We start from the raw sequence: 21,808 nt of genomic DNA on the forward strand, positions 1-21,808 counted from the left end.
CTTGTCTGACTCAGACTCCACTTCATTTCTTGCCGACATACAGCGTATAATCCCCGGCCTTTGATTATTTTTTTACCATTTTTGGAAGCACTATGAGCGCAATATCCCTGATCCAGCCGGACAGAGACCTTTTCTCCTGGCCGCAGTACTGGGCTGCCTGTTTTGGCCCGGCACCATTTTTGCCGATGTCACGCGACGAAATGGACCAACTTGGCTGGGATAGCTGCGACATCATTCTGGTTACCGGCGATGCATACGTCGATCATCCCAGCTTTGGCATGGCAATTTGCGGCCGTATGCTGGAAGCGCAGGGCTTTCGTGTTGGGATTATCGCCCAGCCGGAGTGGAACAACAAAGACGATTTTATGCGTTTGGGTAAACCGAACCTGTTCTTTGGTGTAACCGCAGGCAACATGGATTCGATGATCAACCGTTATACCGCCGATCGCCGACTGCGCCATGACGATGCTTATACGCCAGACAACGTGGCGGGCAAACGCCCGGACCGCGCGACGCTGGTCTATACCCAGCGCTGTAAGGAAGCATGGAAAGATGTGCCGGTTATTCTCGGCGGTATTGAGGCCAGCCTGCGCCGTACCGCGCACTACGACTACTGGTCTGATACCGTTCGTCGCTCCGTGCTGGTGGATTCAAAAGCCGACATGCTGATGTTCGGTAACGGCGAACGTCCGCTGGTGGAAGTGGCGCATCGTCTGGCGATGGGTGAAACTATCGATCAGATCCGCGACGTGCGTAACACCGCGATTATGGTTAAAGAAGCGCTGCCGGGCTGGAGTGGGGTGGATTCCACGCGTCTCGACACGCCGGGCAAAATTGACCCGATCCCGCATCCGTACGGCGAGGATTTGCCGTGTGCCGACAACAAACCTGTCGCACCGAAAAAGCAGGAAGCGAAAGCGGTAACCGTACAGCCGCCGCGCCCGAAACCGTGGGAAAAAACCTACGTGCTGCTGCCGTCCTTCGAAAAAGTGAAGGGCGATAAAGTGCTGTATGCACATGCGTCGCGCATCCTGCACCACGAAACCAACCCAGGCTGTGCGCGTGCGCTGATGCAAAAGCATGGCGATCGCTACATCTGGATCAACCCGCCAGCCATTCCGCTCTCTACCGAAGAAATGGACAGCGTCTTTGCGCTGCCGTACAAGCGCGTGCCGCATCCGGCGTATGGCGACAGCCGCATTCCGGCCTACGAGATGATCCGTTTCTCGATCAACATTATGCGTGGCTGTTTTGGCGGCTGCTCGTTCTGTTCGATCACCGAGCACGAAGGCCGCATTATCCAGAGCCGCTCTGAAGACTCGATCATCAATGAAATCGAAGCTATTCGCGACACCGTTCCGGGCTTTACCGGCGTGATTTCCGATCTCGGCGGCCCAACGGCGAACATGTATATGCTGCGCTGTAAGTCACCGCGTGCGGAGCAAACCTGCCGTCGTTTGTCATGCGTCTACCCGGATATCTGTCCGCATATGGATACCAACCACGAGCCGACGATTAACCTCTATCGCCGTGCGCGTGATTTGAAAGGCATTAAAAAGATCCTTATCGCTTCAGGTGTGCGCTATGACATCGCGGTTGAAGATCCGCGCTATATCAAAGAGCTGGCGACCCACCACGTGGGCGGCTATCTGAAGATTGCGCCAGAGCATACTGAAGAAGGCCCGCTGTCGAAGATGATGAAGCCGGGGATGGGCAGCTACGATCGCTTTAAGGAATTGTTTGACACTTACTCTAAACAGGCCGGTAAAGAGCAGTACCTGATCCCGTACTTTATTTCTGCGCATCCTGGGACGCGTGACGAGGATATGGTGAATCTGGCGCTGTGGCTGAAGCAACGTCGTTTCCGTCTGGATCAGGTGCAGAACTTCTATCCATCACCATTGGCGAACTCCACAACCATGTATTACACCGGGAAAAACCCGCTGGGTAAAATTGGTTACAAGAGTGAAGACGTGGTGGTGCCGAAAGGTGATAAACAGCGTCGTCTGCATAAAGCGCTGCTGCGTTACCACGACCCAGCCAACTGGCCGTTAATCCGCCAGGCGCTGGAAGATATGGGGAAAAAGCATCTGATCGGTGGTCGTCGCGAATGTCTGGTTCCGGCGCCTACGCTGGAAGAGATGCGCGAAGCGCGTCGCCAGAACCGTCATACTCGTCCGGCGTTGACCAAGCACACGCCTGTGGCGCATCAGCGCCAGACGCCCGCCGCGAACAAAAAACGTGGGAAAGTAGCAGGGCGCTAATCTGTCTTGCCCGGGAGTGAAATGTTTACCGGGCCTGAAAGACCGTCGGCCGGATAAGGTGCCATCTGGCAGAAGTGCTCAGTAATTATGCCTCACGAATTCTGGCCGCTAATGCGGCCAGTTTTGCATCATCCGCCCGTTCACGATCGCGTGACGACAGATATCCTTCATACTGCTCGAAAAATTGGTTCTGCTGCGATTCAATCGGCTTCCAGTGGGGCAGAACGCATGGGACTCAATTAGCTGTGCACGTGGTCTACGTCGAAATTCAAATCAGTAAAGGCCCGACGAGAGGTCGGGCAGGAGAGAAGGGGTTAACCGCCGAACTGGTCCGGGTCTGGTCCCAGACGTTTGCCCTGATCGAGCTTTGCGATTTCGCCTAATTCATCTTTATCCAGGCGGAAGTCCCAGACGTTAAAGTTTTCTGCGATACGCGCAGGGGTGACTGATTTCGGAATAACTACCAGGCCGCTATCCAGATGCCAGCGGATGACAATCTGCGCCGGTGATTTGCCATATTTCTCTGCGAGATCGCGAATGATCTTTTGATCAAAGACGTCTTTGCCGCCCTGCGCCAGTGGGCTCCAGGATTCGGTCTGGATTTTATGCGTTGCGTTCCAGGCGTGCAGTTGGCGCTGTTGCATAAGCGGATGAAGTTCTATCTGGTTAATCACCGGTGGTACGCCGGTTTCATCCATCAGTCGCTGGAGATGATTGATCTGAAAGTTACACACGCCGATGCTCTTAATCAGCCCTTCTTTTTGCAGATCGATCATGCTTTCCCACGCTTCAACGTAGTGGTCGATCGCCGGAACCGGCCAGTGCATCAGATAAAGATCGAGGTAATCAAGCTGGAGTTTCTCCATGCTTTCGAGCAAGGCTTCCCGAGGGCGTTTCTGGTCATCATTCCACAGCTTGGTGGTGATGAATAACTCTTCCCGCGGTACGCCCGCATCGCGTATTGCTTTGCCGACACCTTCTTCGTTTTTGTACGCCGCAGCGGTATCAATTGAGCGATACCCCACTTCCAGCGCTTTATGAATGGCGGTGATGACCTCTTCATTACTTGCCTTCCAGACCCCCAGGCCCAGTTGCGGCATGACGTTACCATCCTGTAGTTTAATAATGGTTGGACCGGTCATAATTCCTCCCCTGAATTGAGTTTACCGAGGCAAGCCCCGGTAAGTTAGGTGTGACTTAAGTCTGGCCTATCCTCGTCATACTTCAAGCTGCATATGCGTTGGCTTTATTACTCGACCCATGCATGGGCCTCGCCCTTTCAGGGCCGCTGCAAGCAGCATTCAAATCTGCTCCCGGCAGGTTTGTCGTTTCACCCCCAGTCACTGACTTATGTAAGCTCCTGGGGATTATCTCCTTTGCCGCCTTTATGCAACTCGAATTATTTAGAATATAAATACCCAAAAATGAAAGGCGGAGGTGAAAAAAACTTAGCGGGCAGCTTCGTAAATCCGACGGCTGACCTCGAGCGTAATGTCCTGATGTTCGCCCAGTTTCGTACCGCCGTGCGCTTGCAGTTTTTCCAGTAGCGCCGGGATGGAGCTACCGTCCAGGCCGTAGTCAGACAGACGAGTCGGTACGCCCATTTGTTCGAAGAAAGCGCGGGTTGCGGCAATAGCGGCGTCGATGCGTTGGTCATCGGAACCTTCGGTGATATTCCAGATACGCTCTGCGTATTGCAGCAGTTTGGCACGTTTGGTATCGCGTTTTTCATTCCACAGCGCTGGCAGAACGATCGCCAATGTTTGAGCATGATCCAGACCGTGCATTGCGGTCAGTTCGTGGCCCAGCATATGCGTTGCCCAGTCTTGTGGTACGCCTGCGCCAATCAGACCGTTCAGCGCCTGGGTTGCCGCCCACATAACGTTCGCACGCACGTTGTAATTTTCCGGCTCCTGCAATGCTTTCGGGCCTTCTTCTACCAGCGTAAGCAGAATACCTTCAGCAAAGCGATCCTGAATTTTCCCGTCAACCGGATAAGTCACATACTGCTCAACGGTATGTACGAAGGCATCTACGACGCCGTTCGCAACCTGACGCGGCGGCAGGGTATAGGTGTAAACCGGATCCAGCACGGCAAATACCGGCTGCACAAATGGGGTCATAAAGGCCAGCTTATCGCCGGTGGTTTTACGCGAAATGACCGCGCCGGAGTTAGATTCAGAGCCGGTTGCTGGCAGGGTTAATACGGAGCCCATCGGGATAGCGCTTGTTACGTCGTTGCCGTGGGTTTCCAGAATACGCCATGGATCGATGCCGTCAGCGTATTGTGCCGCAGCCGCGATGAATTTGGTGCCATCCAGCACCGAACCGCCGCCTACCGCCAGCAGGAACGTCACTTTCTCATCACGCACGATTTTTACCGCGTTCATCAGCGTTTCATAAGACGGGTTCGGCTCAATACCGCCAAACTCCAGCACGTCCAGGCCTTTCAGCGCATCCTGAACCTGTGCCAGGACACCGGTTTTTTTCACGCTACCGCCGCCATAGGTAACCAATACGCGAGCATCCTGAGGGATTTGATCGCGCAGCTCAGCAATCGCACCTTTACCAAACAGAATGCGGGTTGGGGTATGGAGATTAAAGTTGTTCATTGCTCGTTCCCTTATGTGGGTAAAAAAAGAGGGCAGGAGAGTGTCTGCCGGATGATGAACATTGTGGGCGTCAGCCGCGCTGCTCTCAATGCTCATTTCTGCCGATGTCTTGCCCATTTCTACAGACTGCTGGAGAAAACGGATAAATCTGCGCATTATGTCAGGGTTGCAAACCGATGATGAAATGGTGCTCTATGAACCGTGATGAGATCTGCCTCCTGCTGGCAGATAAAATTAAGCAGCTGAAAAACAATGAAAATAAACTCAGCGAACTGCTGCCAGATGTCCGCCTGCTGCACGGCACTGAGCCGGCAGCGCGTACACCGGTAATGTATCAGCCAGGAATCATATTTCTCTTTTCGGGACATAAAATTGGTTATATCAATGAACGTGTATTTCGTTATGACGCCAACGAATACCTGTTGCTAACCGTACCGTTACCCTTTGAATGTGAAACGTATGCAACGCCGGAGGTTCCCCTGGCCGGTATCTACCTGAATGTCGATATTCTGCAATTGCAGGAGCTGTTGATGGACATTGGGGAAGATGAGCTGTTCCAGCCCGCCATGGCGGCCAGCGGGATCAACTCCGCGACGCTTTCTGACGAAATTCTTTGCGCCGCTGAGCGCCTGCTGGATGTGATGGAGCGACCGCTGGATGCGCGTATTCTGGGGAAACAGATTATTCGCGAGATCCTCTACCATGTGCTGACCGGGCCGCGCGGCGGCGCATTACTGGCGCTGGTTAGCCGCCAGACACATTTCAGTTTGATAAGCCGTGTGCTAAAGCGCATTGAAACCAAATACACCGAAAATCTCAATGTCGAACAGCTGGCGGCAGAAGCGAACATGAGCGTGTCGGCGTTTCATCATAATTTTAAAGCGGTGACCAGCACGTCGCCGCTGCAATACCTGAAGAGCTATCGTCTGCATAAAGCACGGATGATGATGATCCACGACGGGATGAAGGCCAGTGCGGCTGCCATGCGCGTCGGCTATGAGAGCGCATCGCAATTCAGTCGGGAATTCAAACGTTTCTTTGGCGTAACGCCGGGGGAGGATGCAGCCAGAATTCGAATGATGCAGGGGAGTTAAACTTGCTCAGCGCTGGCCTGATAAGCGAAACGTCATCAGGCGAAAATGCCGGGGGAACCCCGGCCTACGGTTAATACTCAGGCGCTACAGTATTTTTTTTTAATCACGACAAACAGGGTACCCAACAGACCCGCGGTTAACAGGGCAATCGGCAGGATCATTAAAAAGGTCATCACCTGATCTTCATGGCGTTTGACGAACGGGATCATGCTCAGCGCATAGCCAAAGCCGGTGACGACGGTGACCCACAGCAGACCGCTCAGCCAGTTAAAAAACTGGAACCGACGGTTTGGCAGACCCGAAATTCCCGCCATTGTTGGCAGCAAGGTACGAACGAATGCCAGGAAACGCCCAGCCAGCAGTGCCATCAGCCCGTGTTGGTCAAACATGCAGGTAGCGCGCTGATGATATTTATCAGGTAATTGCGCCAGCCAGCCTTTTACCGTCCGCGTGTTGCCCAGCCAGCGTCCCTGAATGTAGCTCAGCCAGCAGCCCAGACTGGCTGCGGCAGTCAGAATAGCTATGGTAGGTATAAAACTCATCACGTCCTGAGCGATCAGCGCCCCTGCCAGCAATAACAGGCTGTCTCCGGGTAAAAAGGAGGCAGGCAGCAGGCCATTTTCTAAAAACAGTGTGGCGAACATTACGAAGTACACCACGCTCACAACATGCGGATCCGCCAACGCGGCAAAATCGTGTTGCCAAAGCGCGGAGACAATATCTTGAATGACTACCATGGACTTTCCTGTGGAACAGCGTTTATGTGTGGATTGTACTCCTGAATTGTCCGGGATGCCTTGATCCCGGACGCAACAATTGCAGACTTTTCCACCAGAAGTGTCTGCATATATGTCCATCTATGGCAATTTTACTCGATTCGGGCAAATCCTGCGGCCAAATCGGCAATCAGATCGTCAACATTCTCTAAACCGATATGCAAACGGATGAGCGTTCCGCTGAAGTCCACCTCGCCTTGCGGACGGATTGCCGCAATGTGTTCCGGCTGATTAGCGAGAATCAGCGACTCAAAACCGCCCCAGGAGTAGGCCATGCTGAACAGGCTGAAGTGGTCCAGATACGCGGCCAGCTCTTCATGATTTAGTTTCTTATTCAATACAAATGAGAACAGTCCGCTGCTGCCGGTGAAATCACGCTTCCAGAATTCGTGGCCTTTACTGCCGGGCAGCGCGGGGTGGTTCACGCGGGCGACCTGCGGATGGCTGGCCAGCCACTCGGCGACCTTTAAGCTGCTTTCATGATGTTGGCGCAGGCGAACGCTTAGCGTACGCAGTCCGCGGCTGGTCATATAGGCGGTATCGGCGTCCAGCATTTGCCCCATCAGATAGGCATTTTCGCGCAGTTGATCCCAGCAACGGGCATTAGCTACCGCAGTGCCGACCATGGCGTCGGAATGGCCAATCAGATATTTGGTACCAGCCTGAATAGAAATGTCGATGCCAAAATCCAGTGCTTTGAACAGCACCCCGGCAGCCCAGGTGTTATCAATTATGATGATCGCATCCGGCGCGACGCTTCTGACGGCGGCAACAATAGCAGGGACATCATGTACTTCCATGGTGACAGAGCCGGGAGATTCCAGAAATACGACTTTAGTGTTCGGCTGTATGTGCTTCACAATATCGGCACCAACCAGCGGATCGAACCATCCGGTGGACACGCCGAGTTTGCCGAGAATTTTGGTGCAGAAATCCTGGCTGGGTTCATAGGCGGTGTTGGTCATCAGCACATGATCCCCTTGTTCCACAAAGGCGAGGATGGTGTTGGCAACGGCCGCCGCGCCGCAGGGGAATAACGCACAACCCGCGCCGCCTTCCAGTTCACACATTGCCTCCTGCAGGGAAAAATGCGTCAAGGTTCCGCGACGTCCATAGAAAAGCGCACCGTTAGCACGGTTGTGCGTAGCCTGCTTTTTGGCCTCTACGGTGTCAAACACTAGCGAAGAAGCGCGCTGGATCACGCTATTTACCGCGCCCAGCGTGTACTTTTTACTGCGTCCTGCGTGAACGAGTTTGGTTTCAAGTTGCTTATCTGCCATGTCGTCTTACCTGTTTTTATACGTCTGGATGTCTAAACTACCATGAATCAAAGATGACGCATCCTGCAGAACGGTCATACAGTAGAAAATAATCTCAAAATGCTTCTGGTGACTTTTTTACTGCGTAAGCGCAAGGAAAAGAAACCAAAGGTGCGGCAATATGTAAATAGTAATGAGAACGACTATCAATTCGACGTCGTTTTGATATCATTACGCTCAGATTTTGTGATTTGCGTCCTGGAGATACAGAGTGGGTAATAATTTGATGCAGACGGATCTTTCCGTCTGGGGTATGTATCAGCACGCCGATATCGTGGTTAAGTGCGTGATGATTGGGCTGATTTTGGCATCAGTGGTCACCTGGGCTATCTTCTTTAGTAAGAGCCTTGAGTTCTTTACTCAGAAACGCCGCCTTAAGCGTGAACAGCAACTGCTGGCGGACGCCCGCTCTTTAGACCAGGCAAATGAGATTGCTGCAGGATTTGATGGCAAAAGCCTGGGCGCACAGTTGATTTACGAAGCGCAGAACGAACTGGAATTGTCAGAAGGCAGCGACGACAACGAAGGTATTAAAGAGCGTACCGGCTTCCGTCTGGAGCGTCGTGTGGCGGCGGTAGGTCGTCATATGGGACGTGGTAACGGCTACCTGGCCACCATCGGGGCTATCTCTCCATTTGTGGGTCTGTTCGGTACCGTATGGGGCATCATGAATAGCTTCATCGGGATTGCACAAACCCAAACGACCAACCTGGCCGTTGTTGCGCCGGGTATCGCAGAAGCACTGTTAGCGACGGCGATCGGTCTGGTCGCGGCAATTCCTGCGGTCGTTATCTACAACATTTTCGCACGTCAGATTGGCAGCTATAAAGCGATGCTGGGCGATGTCGCGGCACAGGTGCTGTTGCTGCAAAGTCGCGATCTGGACCTGAACGCTAGCGCTTCTGCCCATCCGGTACGTGCAGCGCAGAAATTACGTGTAGGATAATGTTCCATGGCAATGAGCTTTAATGAAAACCTGGACGATAACGGTGAAATGCATGAAATCAACGTGACGCCGTTTATCGATGTTATGTTGGTTTTATTGATCATCTTTATGGTGGCCGCACCGTTGGCAACGGTGGATGTGAAGGTGAATCTCCCGGCTTCCACCAGCACGCCGCAGCCGCGTCCGGAAAAACCGGTTTACCTGTCTGTTAAAGCCGATAAGAGTATGTTTATTGGCAACAATCAGGTGACGGATGACACCATGATTAGCGAATTAAATACGCTGACCGATGGGAAGAAAGACACCACGATTTTCTTCCGTGCGGATAAAACCGTCGATTATGAAACCATGATGAAAGTTATGGATACGCTGCATCAGGCGGGTTTCCTGAAGATTGGTCTGGTCGGTGAAGAGACCGTGAAAGCGAAGTAATCCTGATTGCCGGGTAATGGTTGTTGCCTTACCCGGCCTTCCTCTCCTGATTCAGCTCTCCCCAGACGCCCTTATCTGTCCTCATCCAGTGCGACTGCCGTTATCCTGGTGGGTTCGTAGTTCCTTTCAGACAGTTTACGCGTCAGGCGTAAGGTGGCTGTTTCTCGCTTGAGTATATGCTGGTATGTGCTCTCCAGCCGGGCCATGATTTTGTCCCGTAGTTCTGGTTGCTGCTCCATAATGGCTTCAATCGCGGCGCCATAGATCTCTTCTTTAGCCTGTAGCGCATAAATTTCGCGACGATTTTGCCATTTCATCCGCACCAGCGCGGCGGGAATAGAGACCATCTCCTGGGCAACGCTTTCCAACGTCGCATTTTTATTGGCAATCAATACGGCCAAATTTTGCTTTAAGACAAACTCATCGCTTTTATGGTCATCTAAAGCCAAATAAACATTATTATCCTCAACATCTTTCATTTTATTTCTCTTCCAGAGAATAAAAAATAGGATCGCTGGTCTCACGCGTAATTAAATTAAGCCAAATTTTATTGCCCTGTTCATTTACGCTGGCTGTTTTTGTAGATAAAATTTTACTTAATTCTTGAGCGTTAATGTCGCCTTCCGCTTGTAGTGAATTGAGCAGGCGAGTGAAGGACTCAATTTTTGCGGCACGAAACAGGCGCTCTTTTAAATGGCGATCGCACTCTTCAAATAACATATTGCGCGCCTGGCCGTTAGCTGTAGAGCTAATCAAAATATCGGGTTCGTAATCGCTTAATGTTCTCTTTCCCTGAGTCAAATTTTCACTATTATCTGTGGAACTGGTATTAGTAGATGAGCTGGATAAGTGAAAACGCGAGGGAACAAGATGCTCGGGAAGCATGTTGAAATATCCTTTGATGCCAATGATATGTTGTTCTAAATAAACCAGGCTGCGTTGACAATAGCATGGCGTAATTTTAAAATCAAAAAAAATGGAGCCAGTATATGAACAGTATATTTTATTCTGTTATTACCCTGCTATTGCTTACCTGCGGGGTACTTTTGTTGATGCGCAGTGCAAATAAAAACCGATATGCAGAAAATGGGCACTCTGAAAACCAGCCGGAAATGCTGAGTAAAGAAGAGGGGGAAGATCATTTTTCGGTACTGATGAATTCGATTACCCCAGTATGGTATTGGCGCGTTAATCACGAATATATCGATTTTATCCACTCAACGATCAAGCGGATGACAATGGTGGAGCTAAATGAGACGCCAGGGCTATTTGATGCACAGCGGCGTTGTAGCGATCTCAACTCTGCGGTGTATAAATATTACGACAATATAAAAAAGCGCTGTCTGAGCGGTGAGAAAGTCCCGCATGCCGATCTGGATGTGCTTAACTTACGCCAGTGCTTCAGGGAGTTCAGTCTGGAGGCTTATCCTGCGCTTGTCGCGCTGGTGTGGCCGGAATTTCAACGTCCAGAGATCAAAGCGGAAGAGGTGTGAAGGGATTGGCTGGCCCTGTTACGTGCCGGGGAGGCTAACGCCGCTTCCCGGCACAGAGTTACAAACGGCTATTTGTCAGATGAGGCCTGCCACAGGTTCAGCTTACCATCCGCGACATGCTTATCGATCTGCGCCAGTTCTTCGGCGCTGAACGTCAGGTTAGCCAATGACTGAACGTTCTCCTCCAGTTGCTCCGGTCGGCTGGCGCCAATTAATACCGACGTCACCCGGTTGTCTTTCAGCAGCCAGCTTAAGGCCATTTGCGCCATCGACTGTCCGCGCTGTTGCGCCATCTCATTGAGCAAACGCAGGCTGTTAAGGTTTTCTTCCGTCAGCATATTTTCCGTCAGCCCACGAACTTTTTTCCCTTCACGCTGCATACGTGAACCTTCCGGAATGCCGTTGAGGTATTTCCCCGTCAGCAGCCCCTGGGCCAGCGGCGTAAATGCGATGCAGCCCATGCCATTGGATTCCAGCGTATCCAGCAGACCGCTGCTGTCTACCCAACGGTTAAGCAGGTTGTAAGAAGGCTGGTGGATCAGCAGCGGAATTTTCCATTCCCGCATCAGCTCGGCCATTTTCTGCGTACGCTCCGGGGAATAGGATGAGATGCCGACATACAGCGCTTTACCGCTTTGCACCGCATGGGCCAGCGCTGAGGCGGTCTCTTCCATTGGCGTATTTTCGTCAACACGGTGCGAGTAGAAGATATCGACATAGTCGAGGCCCATGCGTTTAAGGCTCTGGTCGAGGCTGGCGAGCAGGTATTTGCGCGAACCGCCAGAACCGTATGGCCCTGGCCACATGTCATAGCCTGCCTTGGTGGAGATGATCAGTTCATCACGATAGTGTGCAAAATCCTCGCGCAGTAATCGGCCAAAATTCTCTTCTGCGCTGCCCGGAGGCGGCCCGTAGTTATTGGCTAAATCAAAATGCGTGATGCCTAAATCAAATGCTTTACGCAGCAGAGCGCGCTGTGAATCCAGCGCCTGAACGTGCCCAAAACTGTGCCACAAACCCAGCGATAGCGCGGGTAAACGTAAACCGCTGCGCCCACAGTAGCGATAGAGCATCTGCTCGTAACGTTCAGGATTGGCAAACCAGTCCATGAGATCTCCTTAGTGCAGGTGAATTTCGAAACAACGTTTCTATTCTAGCGGGTTCATGATGAATATCCCGTTCACCAGGTCACACTGGAATGAAAAACTGGGCAAAAACAGACCACTGTGCTTTGCTTAAAAAAAACATCGATCTGGAGTGCTGCCATGCCGCGTCTAACTGCCAAAGACTTTCCGCAAGAATTGCTCGACTACTATGACTATTACGCTCATGGCAAAATAACGAAACGCGAGTTTCTCAATCTTGCTGCGAAATATGCTGTCGGCGGTATGACGGCGCTGGCATTATTCAATGTATTGAAACCCAATTATGCCCTCGCAACGCAGGTGGAGTTCACCGATCCTGATATCCTGGCGGAATACATGACTTATCCTTCACCTGAAGGGCATGGTGATGTGCGTGGGTATCTGGTTAAACCTGCGAAAGCGATGGGGAAAGTTTCGGCGGTAGTGGTGGTACATGAGAATCGTGGGCTGAATCCGTATATTGAGGATGTGGCACGGCGGGTGGCGAAGGCGGGCTATATTGCACTCGCGCCTGATGGATTAAGTTCAGTGGGGGGCTATCCTGGCAATGATGATAAAGGTCGGGAGTTGCAGCAGCAGGTTGACCCCGTAAAGCTGATGAACGACTTCTTTGCCGCCATTGAATTTATGCAGCGTTATTCAGGCGCGACGGGAAAGGTGGGTATCACCGGATTTTGCTACGGTGGTGGCGTATCGAATGCCGCAGCCGTTGCTTTTCCTGAACTGGCCTGCGCAGTGCCTTTTTATGGGCGTCAGGTTCCTGCATCAGATGTCCCTAAAATCAAAGCGCCTTTATTACTGCACTATGCGCAATTAGATACCCGAATTAATGAGGGATGGCCTGCCTATGAAGCGGCGCTCAAAGCCAATAAGAAAGTCTATGAGGCATATATCTATCCCGGCGTTAATCATGGTTTTCATAATGACTCCACACCGCGTTATGATAATGCTGCCGCTGATTTGGCCTGGGAGCGTACTCTTGCATGGTTTAACAAATATTTACGATAGAAAACAAGGGATTATTTAATGCTTCAGGTTAATTATCTGTATAATAATGCTAGCTAATTTCATTAGCATTCATGTTGATATAGTGTAAATAATATTGGATGTACTTAAGAAAGTAAAAAAATAAAGAATGCGTTATATCTTCTCTGTTGCCTGCCGATAACAAGGATAAGTATCGCCTGATGGCGAATTCCTCATCAACGGCAAGGAAATTATTATGCGTTTGCTGAAAAACTTCACTATTCGTATTGTCATGTTGGCAATACTGGGACTTTTTTGCCTGCTCTGGTCGGGCGTGGGTTTATTCAGTCTTCATTCTTTATCAAAAATATCTGAAGGCAATGATATTGACCGTCATCTTGTCCATCAGATGACGGTGCTCAGTCAGGGGAACGATCAGTATTTTCGCTTCGTAACGCGCTTAAGTCGCGCCATGGATGTCAAAATGAGCGGCGGAACGCCTGATTTTGCACCAGCGCAGCAGTCCCTGGAGAATATGAGCAAAAAACTCCAGGAGATGAAAACGTTGTCTCCGGGGCCTATGGATCCGGACGTTGCCGCGGCGGTACTGGCGAAGTGGCAGGCGCTGCTGGATAACGGGGTGATTCCGCAAATGCAACTGGCGCAGCAGGGCACGCTTACGGCCTTTGCGGAGCATGCCAGCACCGTTACGCCAGCGCTGAGCCGTGAATTTGGCGCCAGTGCCGAACGTTTTAACGCCACGGCAGGCGAGCGGCTTGATACCACCCGCGTCATGGTCGATGGCAAAACGTCTATCATCCGGACGCTAATTATTACCGCCGTGATCCTCGGTATTGCCCTCCTGTTCTTCACAGACCGTTACCTCGTCGCCATGATGGTGAAACCCCTGGGACGTATCCGCCAGCAGTTCCAGCAGATTGCTCAGGGCGATCTCAGCCATCCAATCGAAGATTTTGGTCGTAACTGCGTGGGCCAACTGGTGCCGTTATTGTGCGCGATGCAGGACAGCCTGCGCGAAGCCGTCAGTACAATTCGCTCAGGTAGTGACAACATCTGGCGAGGGGCTACGGAAATTTCCACCGGCAATAACGATCTCTCATCGCGTACTGAGGAGCAGGCTGCGGCGCTGGAAGAGACCGCTGCCAGCATGGAGCAACTGACCGCAACGGTAAAACTGAACGCCGAAAATGCGCGTGAAGCCAGCCAGCTTGCCGATACGGCGACAGAGACGGCAGGTAAAGGGAGCAGCCTGGTTTCAGAAGTGGTTGAGACGATGGACGGCATTGCCGCCAGCTCTAAACAGATTGCGGAAATTACGTCTGTTATTAATAGCATTGCCTTCCAGACCAATATTCTGGCGCTGAACGCGGCAGTTGAAGCTGCCAGAGCAGGTGAGCAGGGGCGTGGTTTTGCCGTTGTTGCCGGTGAGGTGCGTAACCTCGCCAGCCGTAGCGCCGGGGCGGCGAAAGAGATTGAGACGCTGATTGGCGAATCGTCGCGTCGCGTCGATCAGGGCGCTCGACTGGTTAAAGAGACGGGATTAACCATGGAGGCGATTCTGCGCGGAGCCACCGAAGTGACCGTTATCATGAAGCAAATTGCTTCTGCCTCAGAAGAACAGAATAAGGGCATTTCGCAGGTGAGCGTGGCGATCACGCAGATGGACAGCGTAACGCAACAGAACGCCGCGCTGGTAGAGCAAGTTTCCGCCGCGGCTGTGGCGCTTGAACGGCAAACGGAAGAGCTGCAACGCTCGGTACAACAGTTCCGCCTTTCAGCAAACGATGTGCAGTACGCCGCCGCCAGTACCGCTTCCCCTTCAGCAGACAGCAAAACGTCTGTGGCCGCTAAAAAGGATGAATGGGTGTCCTTTTAAGCGGACATAAAAAAGTACGTGATACCTCTGGTCTTTGCTTAAAAAATCGCTATATAATTTATTATATAGCGATTGGAGGTTATGCATGGACAACCATTTTGGAAAAGGCTTGATGGCCGGATTAAACGCGTCAAGTGCGGATAGCGCACGCACGGCGGCCAATTTTTGTGCTGATTATAAACGCGGTTTTGTGCTGGGATTTTCTCATCGAATGTTTGAAAAAACGGGCGATCGACAGCTCAGCGCGTGGGAAGCGGGGATCCTCACGCGTCGCTATGGGCTGGATAAAGAGATGGTTATGGATTTCTTTAAAGAGAACCAGTCCAGTACAACAATTCGTTTTTTCATGGCTGGCTATCGTCTCGAAGCTTGATCCGAAAGGGGTATTATCTTGCTTTAATTAATTACACTATTGACCTACGCCTTCGTTTTGTTGCTCCGCCGAAGTATTATAATGCACATAACCATATAAAAAGTGTGGTAAATGGCGCGCCGATCGCAATATGCAACATGCGAAAGGTGCAAAATAAAAGCCAGGTCTTCGCAACGGAATAACTATAAAATGACTGGAGATAACTCTCTCATCAATTCGAACGGCATCAATCGCCGTGATTTCATGAAGCTTTGTGCAGCACTGGCCGCTACCATGGGGCTCAGTAGCAAAGCCGCCGCAGAAATGGCCGAATCAGTTTCTCGTCCTCAGCGTCCACCGGTTATCTGGATTGGTGCGCAGGAGTGTACGGGTTGTACTGAATCGCTACTTCGCGCGACACACCCTACAGTGGAAAACCTCGTTCTGGAGACAATCTCTCTGGAATACCATGAGGTACTCTCTGCGGCTTTCGGCCACCAGGTCGAAGAGAATAAACATAACGCTCTGGAGAAGTACAAAGGGCAATATGTTTTGGTTGTAGATGGTTCTATCCCACTGAAAGACAATGGTATTTACTGCATGGTTGCCGGTGAGCCGATCGTAGATCACATCCGCCGGGCCGCAGAAGGCGCTGCCGCTATCATTGCCATCGGCTCTTGTGCCGCGTGGGGTGGTGTTGCTGCTGCTGGCGTTAACCCAACGGGTGCCGTCGGCTTGCAGGAAGTTCTGCCAGGCAAAACCATCATCAACATCCCCGGCTGTCCTCCGAACCCGCACAACTTCCTTGCAACGGTCGCGCATATCATCACTTACGGTAAGCCGCCGAAGCTGGATACCAAAAACCGTCCGACATTTGCCTATGGTCGTTTGATTCACGAACACTGCGAACGTCGCCCGCACTTCGATGCAGGTCGTTTTGCTAAAGAGTTTGGCGATGAAGGTCACCGTGAAGGATGGTGCCTCTACCATCTGGGCTGTAAAGGACCAGAAACCTACGGCAACTGCTCAACGCTGCAATTCTGCGATGTTGGCGGCGTGTGGCCGGTGGCAATCGGTCACCCTTGCTACGGCTGTAACGAAGAAGGTGTCGGTTTCCATAAAGGTATTCACCAGCTTGCTCATGTGGAAAACCAAACACCGCGTTCCGAGAAACCTGACGTCAATATGAAAGAAGGCGGCAATATTTCTGCCGGGGCGATTGGGCTGCTTGGTGGCGTAGTAGGACTGGTTGCCGGTGTCAGCGTGATGGCGGTTCGTGAACTGGGGCGTCAGCAGAAGAAAGATAACGCTGACTCACGGGGAGAATAACCGTGAACAGACGTAACTTTATTAAAGCAGCCTCCAGCGGGGCATTGCTGTTGGGCGCTGCGCCGTCCATCAGCCATGCGGCTGCAGAAAACCGTCCGCCGATCCCAGGTTCTCTTGGGATGCTCTATGACTCGACGCTGTGCGTAGGCTGCCAGGCCTGTGTCACCAAGTGTCAGGATATCAACTTCCCGGCGCGTAACCCGGAAGGCGAGCAGACCTGGTCGAACAACGACAAACTGTCACCGTATACCAATAACATCATCCAGGTGTGGCGTAGCGGAACAGGCGTCAACAAAGACCAGGAAGAAAACGGCTACGCATACATTAAGAAGCAGTGCATGCACTGTGTCGATCCGAACTGTGTCTCCGTTTGCCCGGTCTCTGCGCTGAAGAAAGATCCGAAAACCGGCATCGTCCACTATGACAAAGATGTCTGCACGGGCTGTCGTTACTGCATGGTCGCCTGCCCGTACAATGTGCCTAAGTATGACTACAACAACCCGTTTGGTGCGCTTCACAAATGTGAACTGTGTAACCAGAAAGGTGTTGAGCGTCTGGACAAAGGCGGTTTACCGGGTTGTGTTGAAGTGTGCCCTGCCGGTGCGGTGATTTTTGGTACGCGTGAAGAGCTGATGGCTGAGGCGAAAAAACGTCTCGCGCTGAAGCCTGGCAGCGAATACCACTATCCGCGTCAGACGGTGAAAGCAGGCGATACCTATCTGCATACGGTACCGAAGTATTACCCCCATCTGTACGGCGAGAAAGAGGGTGGTGGTACACAGGTTATGGTACTGACGGGCGTTCCTTACGAGGATTTGGATCTGCCGAAACTGGATGATCTTTCAACCGGTGCGCGTTCCGAACATGTTCAACATTCCTTGTACAAGGGCATGATATTACCCCTGGCTGCGCTGGCGGGCTTAACCGTGCTGGTTCGTCGTAACACGAAAAACGACCATCACGATGGAGGAGACGATCATGAGTCATGATCCTAAACCGCTGGGCGGAAAAATAATCAGCAAACCGGTCATTATTTTTGGGCCGCTTATCGTCCTGTGTATGCTCCTGATCGTGAAACGTCTGGTCTTCGGATTGGGCTCAGTCTCCGATCTGAACGGCGGTTTCCCATGGGGTGTATGGATCGCGTTTGACCTGCTGATTGGTACCGGCTTCGCGTGCGGTGGCTGGGCTCTGGCGTGGGCGGTGTATGTTTTCAACAGAGGACAATACCATCCACTGGTACGTCCGGCGCTGTTGGCGAGCCTGTTTGGCTACTCGCTGGGTGGTCTGTCGATCACCATTGACGTCGGTCGTTACTGGAACCTGCCGTATTTCTACATTCCGGGCCACTTCAACGTGAACTCGGTACTGTTCGAAACGGCGGTCTGCATGACCATCTATATCGGCATCATGGCGCTGGAATTTGCTCCGGCTCTGTTTGAACGTCTGGGGTGGAAAGTCTCTCTCAAACGTTTGAATAAAGTGATGTTCTTTATTATTGCCCTTGGCGCTCTGCTGCCAACTATGCACCAGTCTTCAATGGGTTCATTGATGATTTCTGCGGGCTATAAAGTGCATCCGCTATGGCAAGCTTATGAAATGTTGCCGCTTTTCTCCGTATTAACCGCTTTTATTATGGGCTTCTCGATCGTCATCTTTGAAGGCTCGTTGGTACAAGCCGGGCTGAAAGGTAATGGTCCGGACGAGAAAAGTTTGTTCATCAAGCTGACGAATACCATCAGTGTGCTGTTGGCGATTTTCGTGGTCCTGCGCTTTGGCGAACTGATCTATCGCGACAAGCTGTCCTATGCGTTCTCAGGCGATCTTTACTCCCTGATGTTCTGGATTGAAGTCGTGCTGATGGTCTTCCCGCTGGTGGTGCTGCGCGTCACTAAGCTGCGTAACGACTCGCGCATGCTGTATCTGTCTGCGCTGAGCGCATTGCTGGGTTGTGCGACATGGCGTCTGTCCTATTCGCTGGTCGCGTTCAATCCTGGTGGTGGCTACCACTACTTCCCGACCTGGGAAGAACTGTTGATTTCTATTGGTTTTGTGGCTATTGAGATTTGTGCATACATCGTACTCATTCGTCTACTGCCGATACTTCCTCCTTTAAAACAAAACGATCAAAATCGTCATGAGGCGAGCAAAGCATGAGCCAGAGAATTACTATTGATCCGGTAACCCGTATTGAGGGGCATTTACGCATCGACTGCGAAATCGAAAATGGCGTGGTATCTAAAGCATGGGCTTCCGGTACCATGTGGCGCGGCATGGAAGAGATCGTGAAAAACCGCGATCCGCGCGATGCCTGGATGATTGTGCAGCGTATCTGTGGCGTTTGTACTACCACTCACGCTATCTCTTCCGTTCGTGCAGCAGAAAGCGCGCTGAATATTGATGTTCCGGTGAACGCACAGTATATCCGTAACATCATTCTGGCCGCGCACACCACGCATGACCACATTGTTCACTTCTATCAGCTCTCTGCGCTGGACTGGGTGGATATCACCTCTGCACTGAAAGCAGATCCAGCGAAAGCGTCTGCCATGCTGAACGGCGTGTCCTCCTGGCACCTGAACAGCGCAGAAGAGTTCACTAAGGTTCAGAACAAGATCAAAGACCTTGTTGCCAGCGGTCAGTTAGGCATTTTTGCCAACGGTTGCTGGGGTCACCCGGCGATGCAGCTGCCGCCAGAAGTGAACCTGATTGCGGTCGCTCACTACCTGCAGGCGCTGGAATGCCAGCGTGATGCTAACCGTGTTGTGGCGCTGTTGGGCGGTAAAACGCCGCACATTCAGAACCTGGCGGTAGGCGGGGTTGCTAACCCAATTAACCTCGACGGCCTTGGCGTGCTGAACCTTGAGCGCCTGATGTATATCAAGTCCTTTATCGATAAGCTGAGCGACTTCGTTGAGCAGGTTTACAAGGTTGATACCGCAGTTATTGCTGCGTTCTACCCTGAGTGGCTGGAACGTGGTCAAGGTGCGGTTAACTATCTGAGCGCACCGGAATTCCCGACTGACGGTAAAAACGGCAGCTTCCTGTTCCCGGGTGGTTACATCACCAATGAAGATCTGTCGACCTATCGTCCGATCACCTCTCACTCCGATGAGTACCTGATCAAAGGGATTCAGGAGAGTGCGAAACACGCGTGGTACAAAGACGAAGCGCCGCAGGCTCCGTGGGAAGGCACAACGGTTCCTGATTACACTGGTTGGTCAGATGACGGCAAGTACTCCTGGGTTAAAGCACCGACCTTCTACGGTAAAACGGTTGAAGTGGGTCCGCTGGCCAACATGCTGTGTAAACTGGCGGCCAAACGCGAGTCTACCCATGCCAAGCTGAATGAAATCATCGCGATTTACACCAAGCTGACCGGTAAAACTATCGAAGTGTCACAGCTGCACTCTACGTTGGGCCGTATTATTGGCCGTACCGTTCACTGCTGTGAACTGCAGAACGTTCTGCAGGATCAGTACAACGCGCTGATTGTGAACATCGGCAAAGGCGACCACACCACCTTCGTGAAACCGGATATCCCGGCAACGGGTGAATTTAAAGGTGTCGGTTTCCTCGAAGCGCCGCGCGGTATGCTGTCTCACTGGATGGTGATCAAAGATGGCATTATCAGCAACTACCAGGCGGTAGTACCGTCAACCTGGAACTCTGGCCCACGTAACTTTAATGATGAAGTGGGACCGTATGAGCGCTCGCTGGTAGGTACGCCGATTGCCGATCCAAACAAACCGCTGGAAGTGGTTCGTACCATTCACTCCTTCGACCCTTGTATGTCATGTGCGGTGCATGTGGTGGACGTTGATGGGAACGAAGTGGTCTCAGTTAAGGTTCTGTAATGCGGATATTAGTCTTAGGGGTCGGCAATATTTTGCTGACCGACGAAGCCATCGGGGTACGTATCGTTGAAACATTAGAACAACGGTACGTCCTGCCAGACTTTGTTGATGTTCTGGACGGTGGTACGGCTGGGATGGAGCTTCTCGGTGATATGGCGAACAGAGATCATCTGATCATTGCTGACGCCATTGTGTCGAAGAAAAACACGCCAGGAACGATGATGGTCCTGCGGGATGAAGAGATCCCGGCGCTGTTTACCAACAAAATCTCACCGCACCAGCTTGGTCTGGCCGACGTATTGTCGGCCCTGCGTTTCACCGGCGAGTTTCCGAAAAAGCTGACGTTAGTCGGTGTTATTCCGGAATCGCTGGAGCCGCATATCGGACTAACGCCAACGGTTGAAGCGATGATTGAACCTGCGCTTGAGCAGGTTCTTGCCGCGCTTCGCGAATCAGGTGTTGAAGCGATCCCGCGGGAGGCGGCTCATGTCTGAGGAGTTTGTCGGTTTTCAGACGGCCCCGAAGATGCAAATTCAGGCAGCGTTTGAAGAGGTTGCCCGGCGTTCAATGCACGATCTCTCTTTCCTGCATCCGAACATGCCAGTATATGTCTCTGAATTTACGTTGTTTGAAGGACAGTGGACGGGGTGTGTTATCACGCCCTGGATGCTCAGCGCACTGATTTTCCCCGGACCGGACCAGATCTGGCCGGTGCGTAAAGTCAGCGAAAAAATCGGACTGCGTCTGCCGTATGGCGAGATGACCTTTACCGTTGGTGAACTGGAGGGCGTATCGCAATACCTTTCCTGCTCACTGATGTCGCCGCTTTCGCACAGTATGTCGGCGCAAGAAGGCATGCGTCTGACTGACGATTGCGCGCGAATGCTGTTATCGCTGCCGGTTAGCGATCCGAATGCGCCGCAGCTTAATCGCCGCGCGTTGCTGCTGGGTCGTCGGAACTGCGAAAATGCATGAGCTGTCCCTTTGTCAGAGCGCGGTTGAGATTGTTCAACAGCAGGCAGAGCAGCACGGTGTCAAACGTGTAACCGGTGTTTGGCTGGAAATCGGGGCGCTCTCCTGCGTTGAAGAGAGCGCCGTTCGTTTCAGTTTCGACATCGTCTGTCAGGGGACGCTGGCTCAGGGTTGTGAGCTGCATATTGATTACAAGCCAGCCCAGGCATGGTGCTGGGATTGCAGTCAGGTTGTGGAAATAACCCAGCATGATGCGCAGTGTCCACAATGTCAGGGCGATCGTCTGCGGGTTGATGCTGGCGATTCACTGAAAGTGAAAAGTATTGAAGTCGAATAACCCATAGGTTGCTATGG

The 21,808-nt window shown here is 52.0% G+C and carries 22 protein-coding genes and 1 pseudogene; 15 read left to right on the forward strand and 8 right to left on the reverse strand.

The window, feature by feature from the left end:
* Window positions 1-92: 92 nt before the first annotated feature.
* Entirely contained in the window at window positions 93-2,264 is a 2,172-nt protein-coding gene (locus HV311_RS03575; protein ID WP_003024532.1) for a YgiQ family radical SAM protein, read from the forward strand.
* Between the two features lie 85 nt (window positions 2,265-2,349).
* Here the strand turns inward: HV311_RS03575 and HV311_RS03580 are convergent.
* The 3 genes and pseudogenes from HV311_RS03580 to yqhD all read right to left on the reverse strand — a co-directional run.
* Window positions 2,350-2,487: pseudogene (locus tag HV311_RS03580) on the reverse strand (hypothetical protein); the annotation flags it as partial.
* Between the two features lie 91 nt (window positions 2,488-2,578).
* Window positions 2,579-3,406 (reverse strand): 2,5-didehydrogluconate reductase DkgA, encoded by an 828-nt coding sequence (dkgA, locus tag HV311_RS03585; protein WP_016154506.1) that lies wholly within the window; start codon window positions 3,404-3,406, stop codon window positions 2,579-2,581.
* Between the two features lie 306 nt (window positions 3,407-3,712).
* Window positions 3,713-4,876, reverse strand: coding sequence for an alcohol dehydrogenase (yqhD, locus tag HV311_RS03590; RefSeq protein WP_003838168.1), 1,164 nt, complete (start codon window positions 4,874-4,876; stop codon window positions 3,713-3,715).
* Window positions 4,877-5,070: 194 nt separating this feature from the next.
* On the opposite strand from yqhD, the gene HV311_RS03595 reads away from it, so the two are divergent.
* Entirely contained in the window at window positions 5,071-5,970 is a 900-nt protein-coding gene (locus HV311_RS03595; RefSeq protein WP_191220714.1) for an AraC family transcriptional regulator, read from the forward strand.
* Between the two features lie 77 nt (window positions 5,971-6,047).
* On the opposite strand, the gene yghB is transcribed toward HV311_RS03595, so the two are convergent.
* Both yghB and metC read right to left on the reverse strand, forming a co-directional pair.
* Window positions 6,048-6,707, reverse strand: a complete 660-nt coding sequence (gene yghB, locus HV311_RS03600; protein WP_016154504.1) for a DedA family general envelope maintenance protein YghB — start codon at window positions 6,705-6,707, stop codon at window positions 6,048-6,050.
* A gap of 131 nt (window positions 6,708-6,838) precedes the next feature.
* The gene (metC, locus tag HV311_RS03605) at window positions 6,839-8,026 is read right to left on the reverse strand and encodes a cystathionine beta-lyase (RefSeq protein ID WP_016157474.1); all 1,188 of its coding nucleotides are present in this window, start codon (window positions 8,024-8,026) and stop codon (window positions 6,839-6,841) included.
* A gap of 250 nt (window positions 8,027-8,276) precedes the next feature.
* Between metC and exbB the strand changes: the two genes are divergently transcribed.
* Together exbB and exbD are read left to right on the forward strand one after the other, a co-directional pair.
* The gene (gene exbB / locus HV311_RS03610) at window positions 8,277-9,011 is read left to right on the forward strand and encodes a tol-pal system-associated acyl-CoA thioesterase (protein ID WP_016154502.1); all 735 of its coding nucleotides are present in this window, start codon (window positions 8,277-8,279) and stop codon (window positions 9,009-9,011) included.
* A gap of 6 nt (window positions 9,012-9,017) precedes the next feature.
* Window positions 9,018-9,443 carry a TonB system transport protein ExbD gene (gene exbD, locus HV311_RS03615; RefSeq protein ID WP_016154501.1) on the forward strand — a complete coding sequence of 142 codons (426 nt, stop codon included), beginning with the start codon at window positions 9,018-9,020 and terminating at the stop codon, window positions 9,441-9,443.
* Window positions 9,444-9,514: 71 nt separating this feature from the next.
* Here exbD and HV311_RS03620 read toward each other — a convergent pair whose 3' ends face one another.
* Together HV311_RS03620 and HV311_RS03625 are read right to left on the reverse strand one after the other, a co-directional pair.
* Complete coding sequence (locus HV311_RS03620; protein WP_191220715.1) at window positions 9,515-9,922, reverse strand: cytoplasmic protein; 408 nt, start codon at window positions 9,920-9,922, stop codon at window positions 9,515-9,517.
* Window position 9,923: 1 nt separating this feature from the next.
* Complete coding sequence (locus tag HV311_RS03625) at window positions 9,924-10,328, reverse strand: hypothetical protein (protein WP_016154499.1); 405 nt, start codon at window positions 10,326-10,328, stop codon at window positions 9,924-9,926.
* 104 nt (window positions 10,329-10,432) lie between these two features.
* Between HV311_RS03625 and HV311_RS03630 the strand changes: the two genes are divergently transcribed.
* A complete protein-coding gene (locus HV311_RS03630) occupies window positions 10,433-10,936 on the forward strand; it encodes an ESA_00282 family adhesion-associated protein (protein WP_016154498.1) in 504 nt (167 codons plus the stop codon).
* 68 nt (window positions 10,937-11,004) lie between these two features.
* On the opposite strand, the gene HV311_RS03635 is transcribed toward HV311_RS03630, so the two are convergent.
* Window positions 11,005-12,045: an aldo/keto reductase gene (locus HV311_RS03635; RefSeq protein WP_053388758.1), complete on the reverse strand. Its 1,041-nt coding sequence runs from the start codon at window positions 12,043-12,045 to the stop codon at window positions 11,005-11,007.
* A gap of 156 nt (window positions 12,046-12,201) precedes the next feature.
* On the opposite strand from HV311_RS03635, the gene yghX reads away from it, so the two are divergent.
* The 10 genes from yghX (at window position 12,202) to hypA (ending at window position 21,791) form a co-directional block, all read left to right on the forward strand.
* Window positions 12,202-13,089 (forward strand): YghX family hydrolase, encoded by an 888-nt coding sequence (gene yghX, locus HV311_RS03640; protein ID WP_191220716.1) that lies wholly within the window; start codon window positions 12,202-12,204, stop codon window positions 13,087-13,089.
* A 214-nt stretch (window positions 13,090-13,303) separates the two neighbouring features.
* Complete coding sequence (locus HV311_RS03645; RefSeq protein WP_191220717.1) at window positions 13,304-14,944, forward strand: methyl-accepting chemotaxis protein; 1,641 nt, start codon at window positions 13,304-13,306, stop codon at window positions 14,942-14,944.
* Window positions 14,945-15,029: 85 nt separating this feature from the next.
* Entirely contained in the window at window positions 15,030-15,317 is a 288-nt protein-coding gene (locus HV311_RS03650; RefSeq protein WP_016154494.1) for a DUF2623 family protein, read from the forward strand.
* 189 nt (window positions 15,318-15,506) lie between these two features.
* A complete protein-coding gene (hybO, locus tag HV311_RS03655) occupies window positions 15,507-16,625 on the forward strand; it encodes a hydrogenase 2 small subunit (RefSeq protein ID WP_016154493.1) in 1,119 nt (372 codons plus the stop codon).
* 2 nt (window positions 16,626-16,627) lie between these two features.
* The gene (gene hybA / locus HV311_RS03660) at window positions 16,628-17,614 is read left to right on the forward strand and encodes a hydrogenase 2 operon protein HybA (RefSeq protein WP_003828357.1); all 987 of its coding nucleotides are present in this window, start codon (window positions 16,628-16,630) and stop codon (window positions 17,612-17,614) included.
* Window positions 17,604-18,782 carry a Ni/Fe-hydrogenase cytochrome b subunit gene (gene hybB, locus HV311_RS03665; RefSeq protein WP_016154492.1) on the forward strand — a complete coding sequence of 393 codons (1,179 nt, stop codon included), beginning with the start codon at window positions 17,604-17,606 and terminating at the stop codon, window positions 18,780-18,782. Before hybA ends, hybB begins: the two co-directional genes overlap by 11 nt.
* Window positions 18,779-20,482 (forward strand): hydrogenase 2 large subunit, encoded by a 1,704-nt coding sequence (gene hybC / locus HV311_RS03670; protein ID WP_003024476.1) that lies wholly within the window; start codon window positions 18,779-18,781, stop codon window positions 20,480-20,482. Before hybB ends, hybC begins: the two co-directional genes overlap by 4 nt.
* Window positions 20,482-20,976, forward strand: a complete 495-nt coding sequence (locus HV311_RS03675; RefSeq protein ID WP_016154491.1) for a HyaD/HybD family hydrogenase maturation endopeptidase — start codon at window positions 20,482-20,484, stop codon at window positions 20,974-20,976. The genes hybC and HV311_RS03675 overlap by 1 nt, the downstream gene beginning before the upstream one ends.
* Window positions 20,969-21,457 (forward strand): hydrogenase-2 assembly chaperone, encoded by a 489-nt coding sequence (gene hybE, locus HV311_RS03680; protein WP_016154490.1) that lies wholly within the window; start codon window positions 20,969-20,971, stop codon window positions 21,455-21,457. Before HV311_RS03675 ends, hybE begins: the two co-directional genes overlap by 8 nt.
* Window positions 21,450-21,791 (forward strand): hydrogenase maturation nickel metallochaperone HypA, encoded by a 342-nt coding sequence (hypA, locus tag HV311_RS03685; protein WP_016157467.1) that lies wholly within the window; start codon window positions 21,450-21,452, stop codon window positions 21,789-21,791. The genes hybE and hypA overlap by 8 nt, the downstream gene beginning before the upstream one ends.
* Window positions 21,792-21,808 lie beyond the last annotated feature (17 nt).

The sequence above is a fragment of the Citrobacter sp. RHBSTW-00881 genome (assembly GCF_013728515.1).
GTDB lineage: Bacteria > Pseudomonadota > Gammaproteobacteria > Enterobacterales > Enterobacteriaceae > Citrobacter > Citrobacter braakii.

Bases quoted from the DNA above. Each gene is read 5' to 3' on its own strand.
- HV311_RS03575 (WP_003024532.1), top strand. From the start codon at position 93: ATGAGCGCAATATCCCTGATCCAGCCGGACAGAGACCTTTTCTCCTGG.
- dkgA (WP_016154506.1), bottom strand. From the start codon at position 3,406: ATGACCGGTCCAACCATTATTAAACTACAGGATGGTAACGTCATGCCG.
- yqhD (WP_003838168.1), bottom strand. From the start codon at position 4,876: ATGAACAACTTTAATCTCCATACCCCAACCCGCATTCTGTTTGGTAAA.
- HV311_RS03595 (WP_191220714.1), top strand. From the start codon at position 5,071: ATGAACCGTGATGAGATCTGCCTCCTGCTGGCAGATAAAATTAAGCAG.
- yghB (WP_016154504.1), bottom strand. From the start codon at position 6,707: ATGGTAGTCATTCAAGATATTGTCTCCGCGCTTTGGCAACACGATTTT.
- metC (WP_016157474.1), bottom strand. From the start codon at position 8,026: ATGGCAGATAAGCAACTTGAAACCAAACTCGTTCACGCAGGACGCAGT.
- exbD (WP_016154501.1), top strand. From the start codon at position 9,018: ATGGCAATGAGCTTTAATGAAAACCTGGACGATAACGGTGAAATGCAT.
- HV311_RS03620 (WP_191220715.1), bottom strand. From the start codon at position 9,922: ATGAAAGATGTTGAGGATAATAATGTTTATTTGGCTTTAGATGACCAT.
- HV311_RS03625 (WP_016154499.1), bottom strand. From the start codon at position 10,328: ATGCTTCCCGAGCATCTTGTTCCCTCGCGTTTTCACTTATCCAGCTCA.
- HV311_RS03630 (WP_016154498.1), top strand. From the start codon at position 10,433: ATGAACAGTATATTTTATTCTGTTATTACCCTGCTATTGCTTACCTGC.
- HV311_RS03635 (WP_053388758.1), bottom strand. From the start codon at position 12,045: ATGGACTGGTTTGCCAATCCTGAACGTTACGAGCAGATGCTCTATCGC.
- yghX (WP_191220716.1), top strand. From the start codon at position 12,202: ATGCCGCGTCTAACTGCCAAAGACTTTCCGCAAGAATTGCTCGACTAC.
- HV311_RS03645 (WP_191220717.1), top strand. From the start codon at position 13,304: ATGCGTTTGCTGAAAAACTTCACTATTCGTATTGTCATGTTGGCAATA.
- HV311_RS03650 (WP_016154494.1), top strand. From the start codon at position 15,030: ATGGACAACCATTTTGGAAAAGGCTTGATGGCCGGATTAAACGCGTCA.
- hybO (WP_016154493.1), top strand. From the start codon at position 15,507: ATGACTGGAGATAACTCTCTCATCAATTCGAACGGCATCAATCGCCGT.
- hybB (WP_016154492.1), top strand. From the start codon at position 17,604: ATGAGTCATGATCCTAAACCGCTGGGCGGAAAAATAATCAGCAAACCG.
- hybC (WP_003024476.1), top strand. From the start codon at position 18,779: ATGAGCCAGAGAATTACTATTGATCCGGTAACCCGTATTGAGGGGCAT.
- HV311_RS03675 (WP_016154491.1), top strand. From the start codon at position 20,482: ATGCGGATATTAGTCTTAGGGGTCGGCAATATTTTGCTGACCGACGAA.
- hybE (WP_016154490.1), top strand. From the start codon at position 20,969: ATGTCTGAGGAGTTTGTCGGTTTTCAGACGGCCCCGAAGATGCAAATT.
- hypA (WP_016157467.1), top strand. From the start codon at position 21,450: ATGCATGAGCTGTCCCTTTGTCAGAGCGCGGTTGAGATTGTTCAACAG.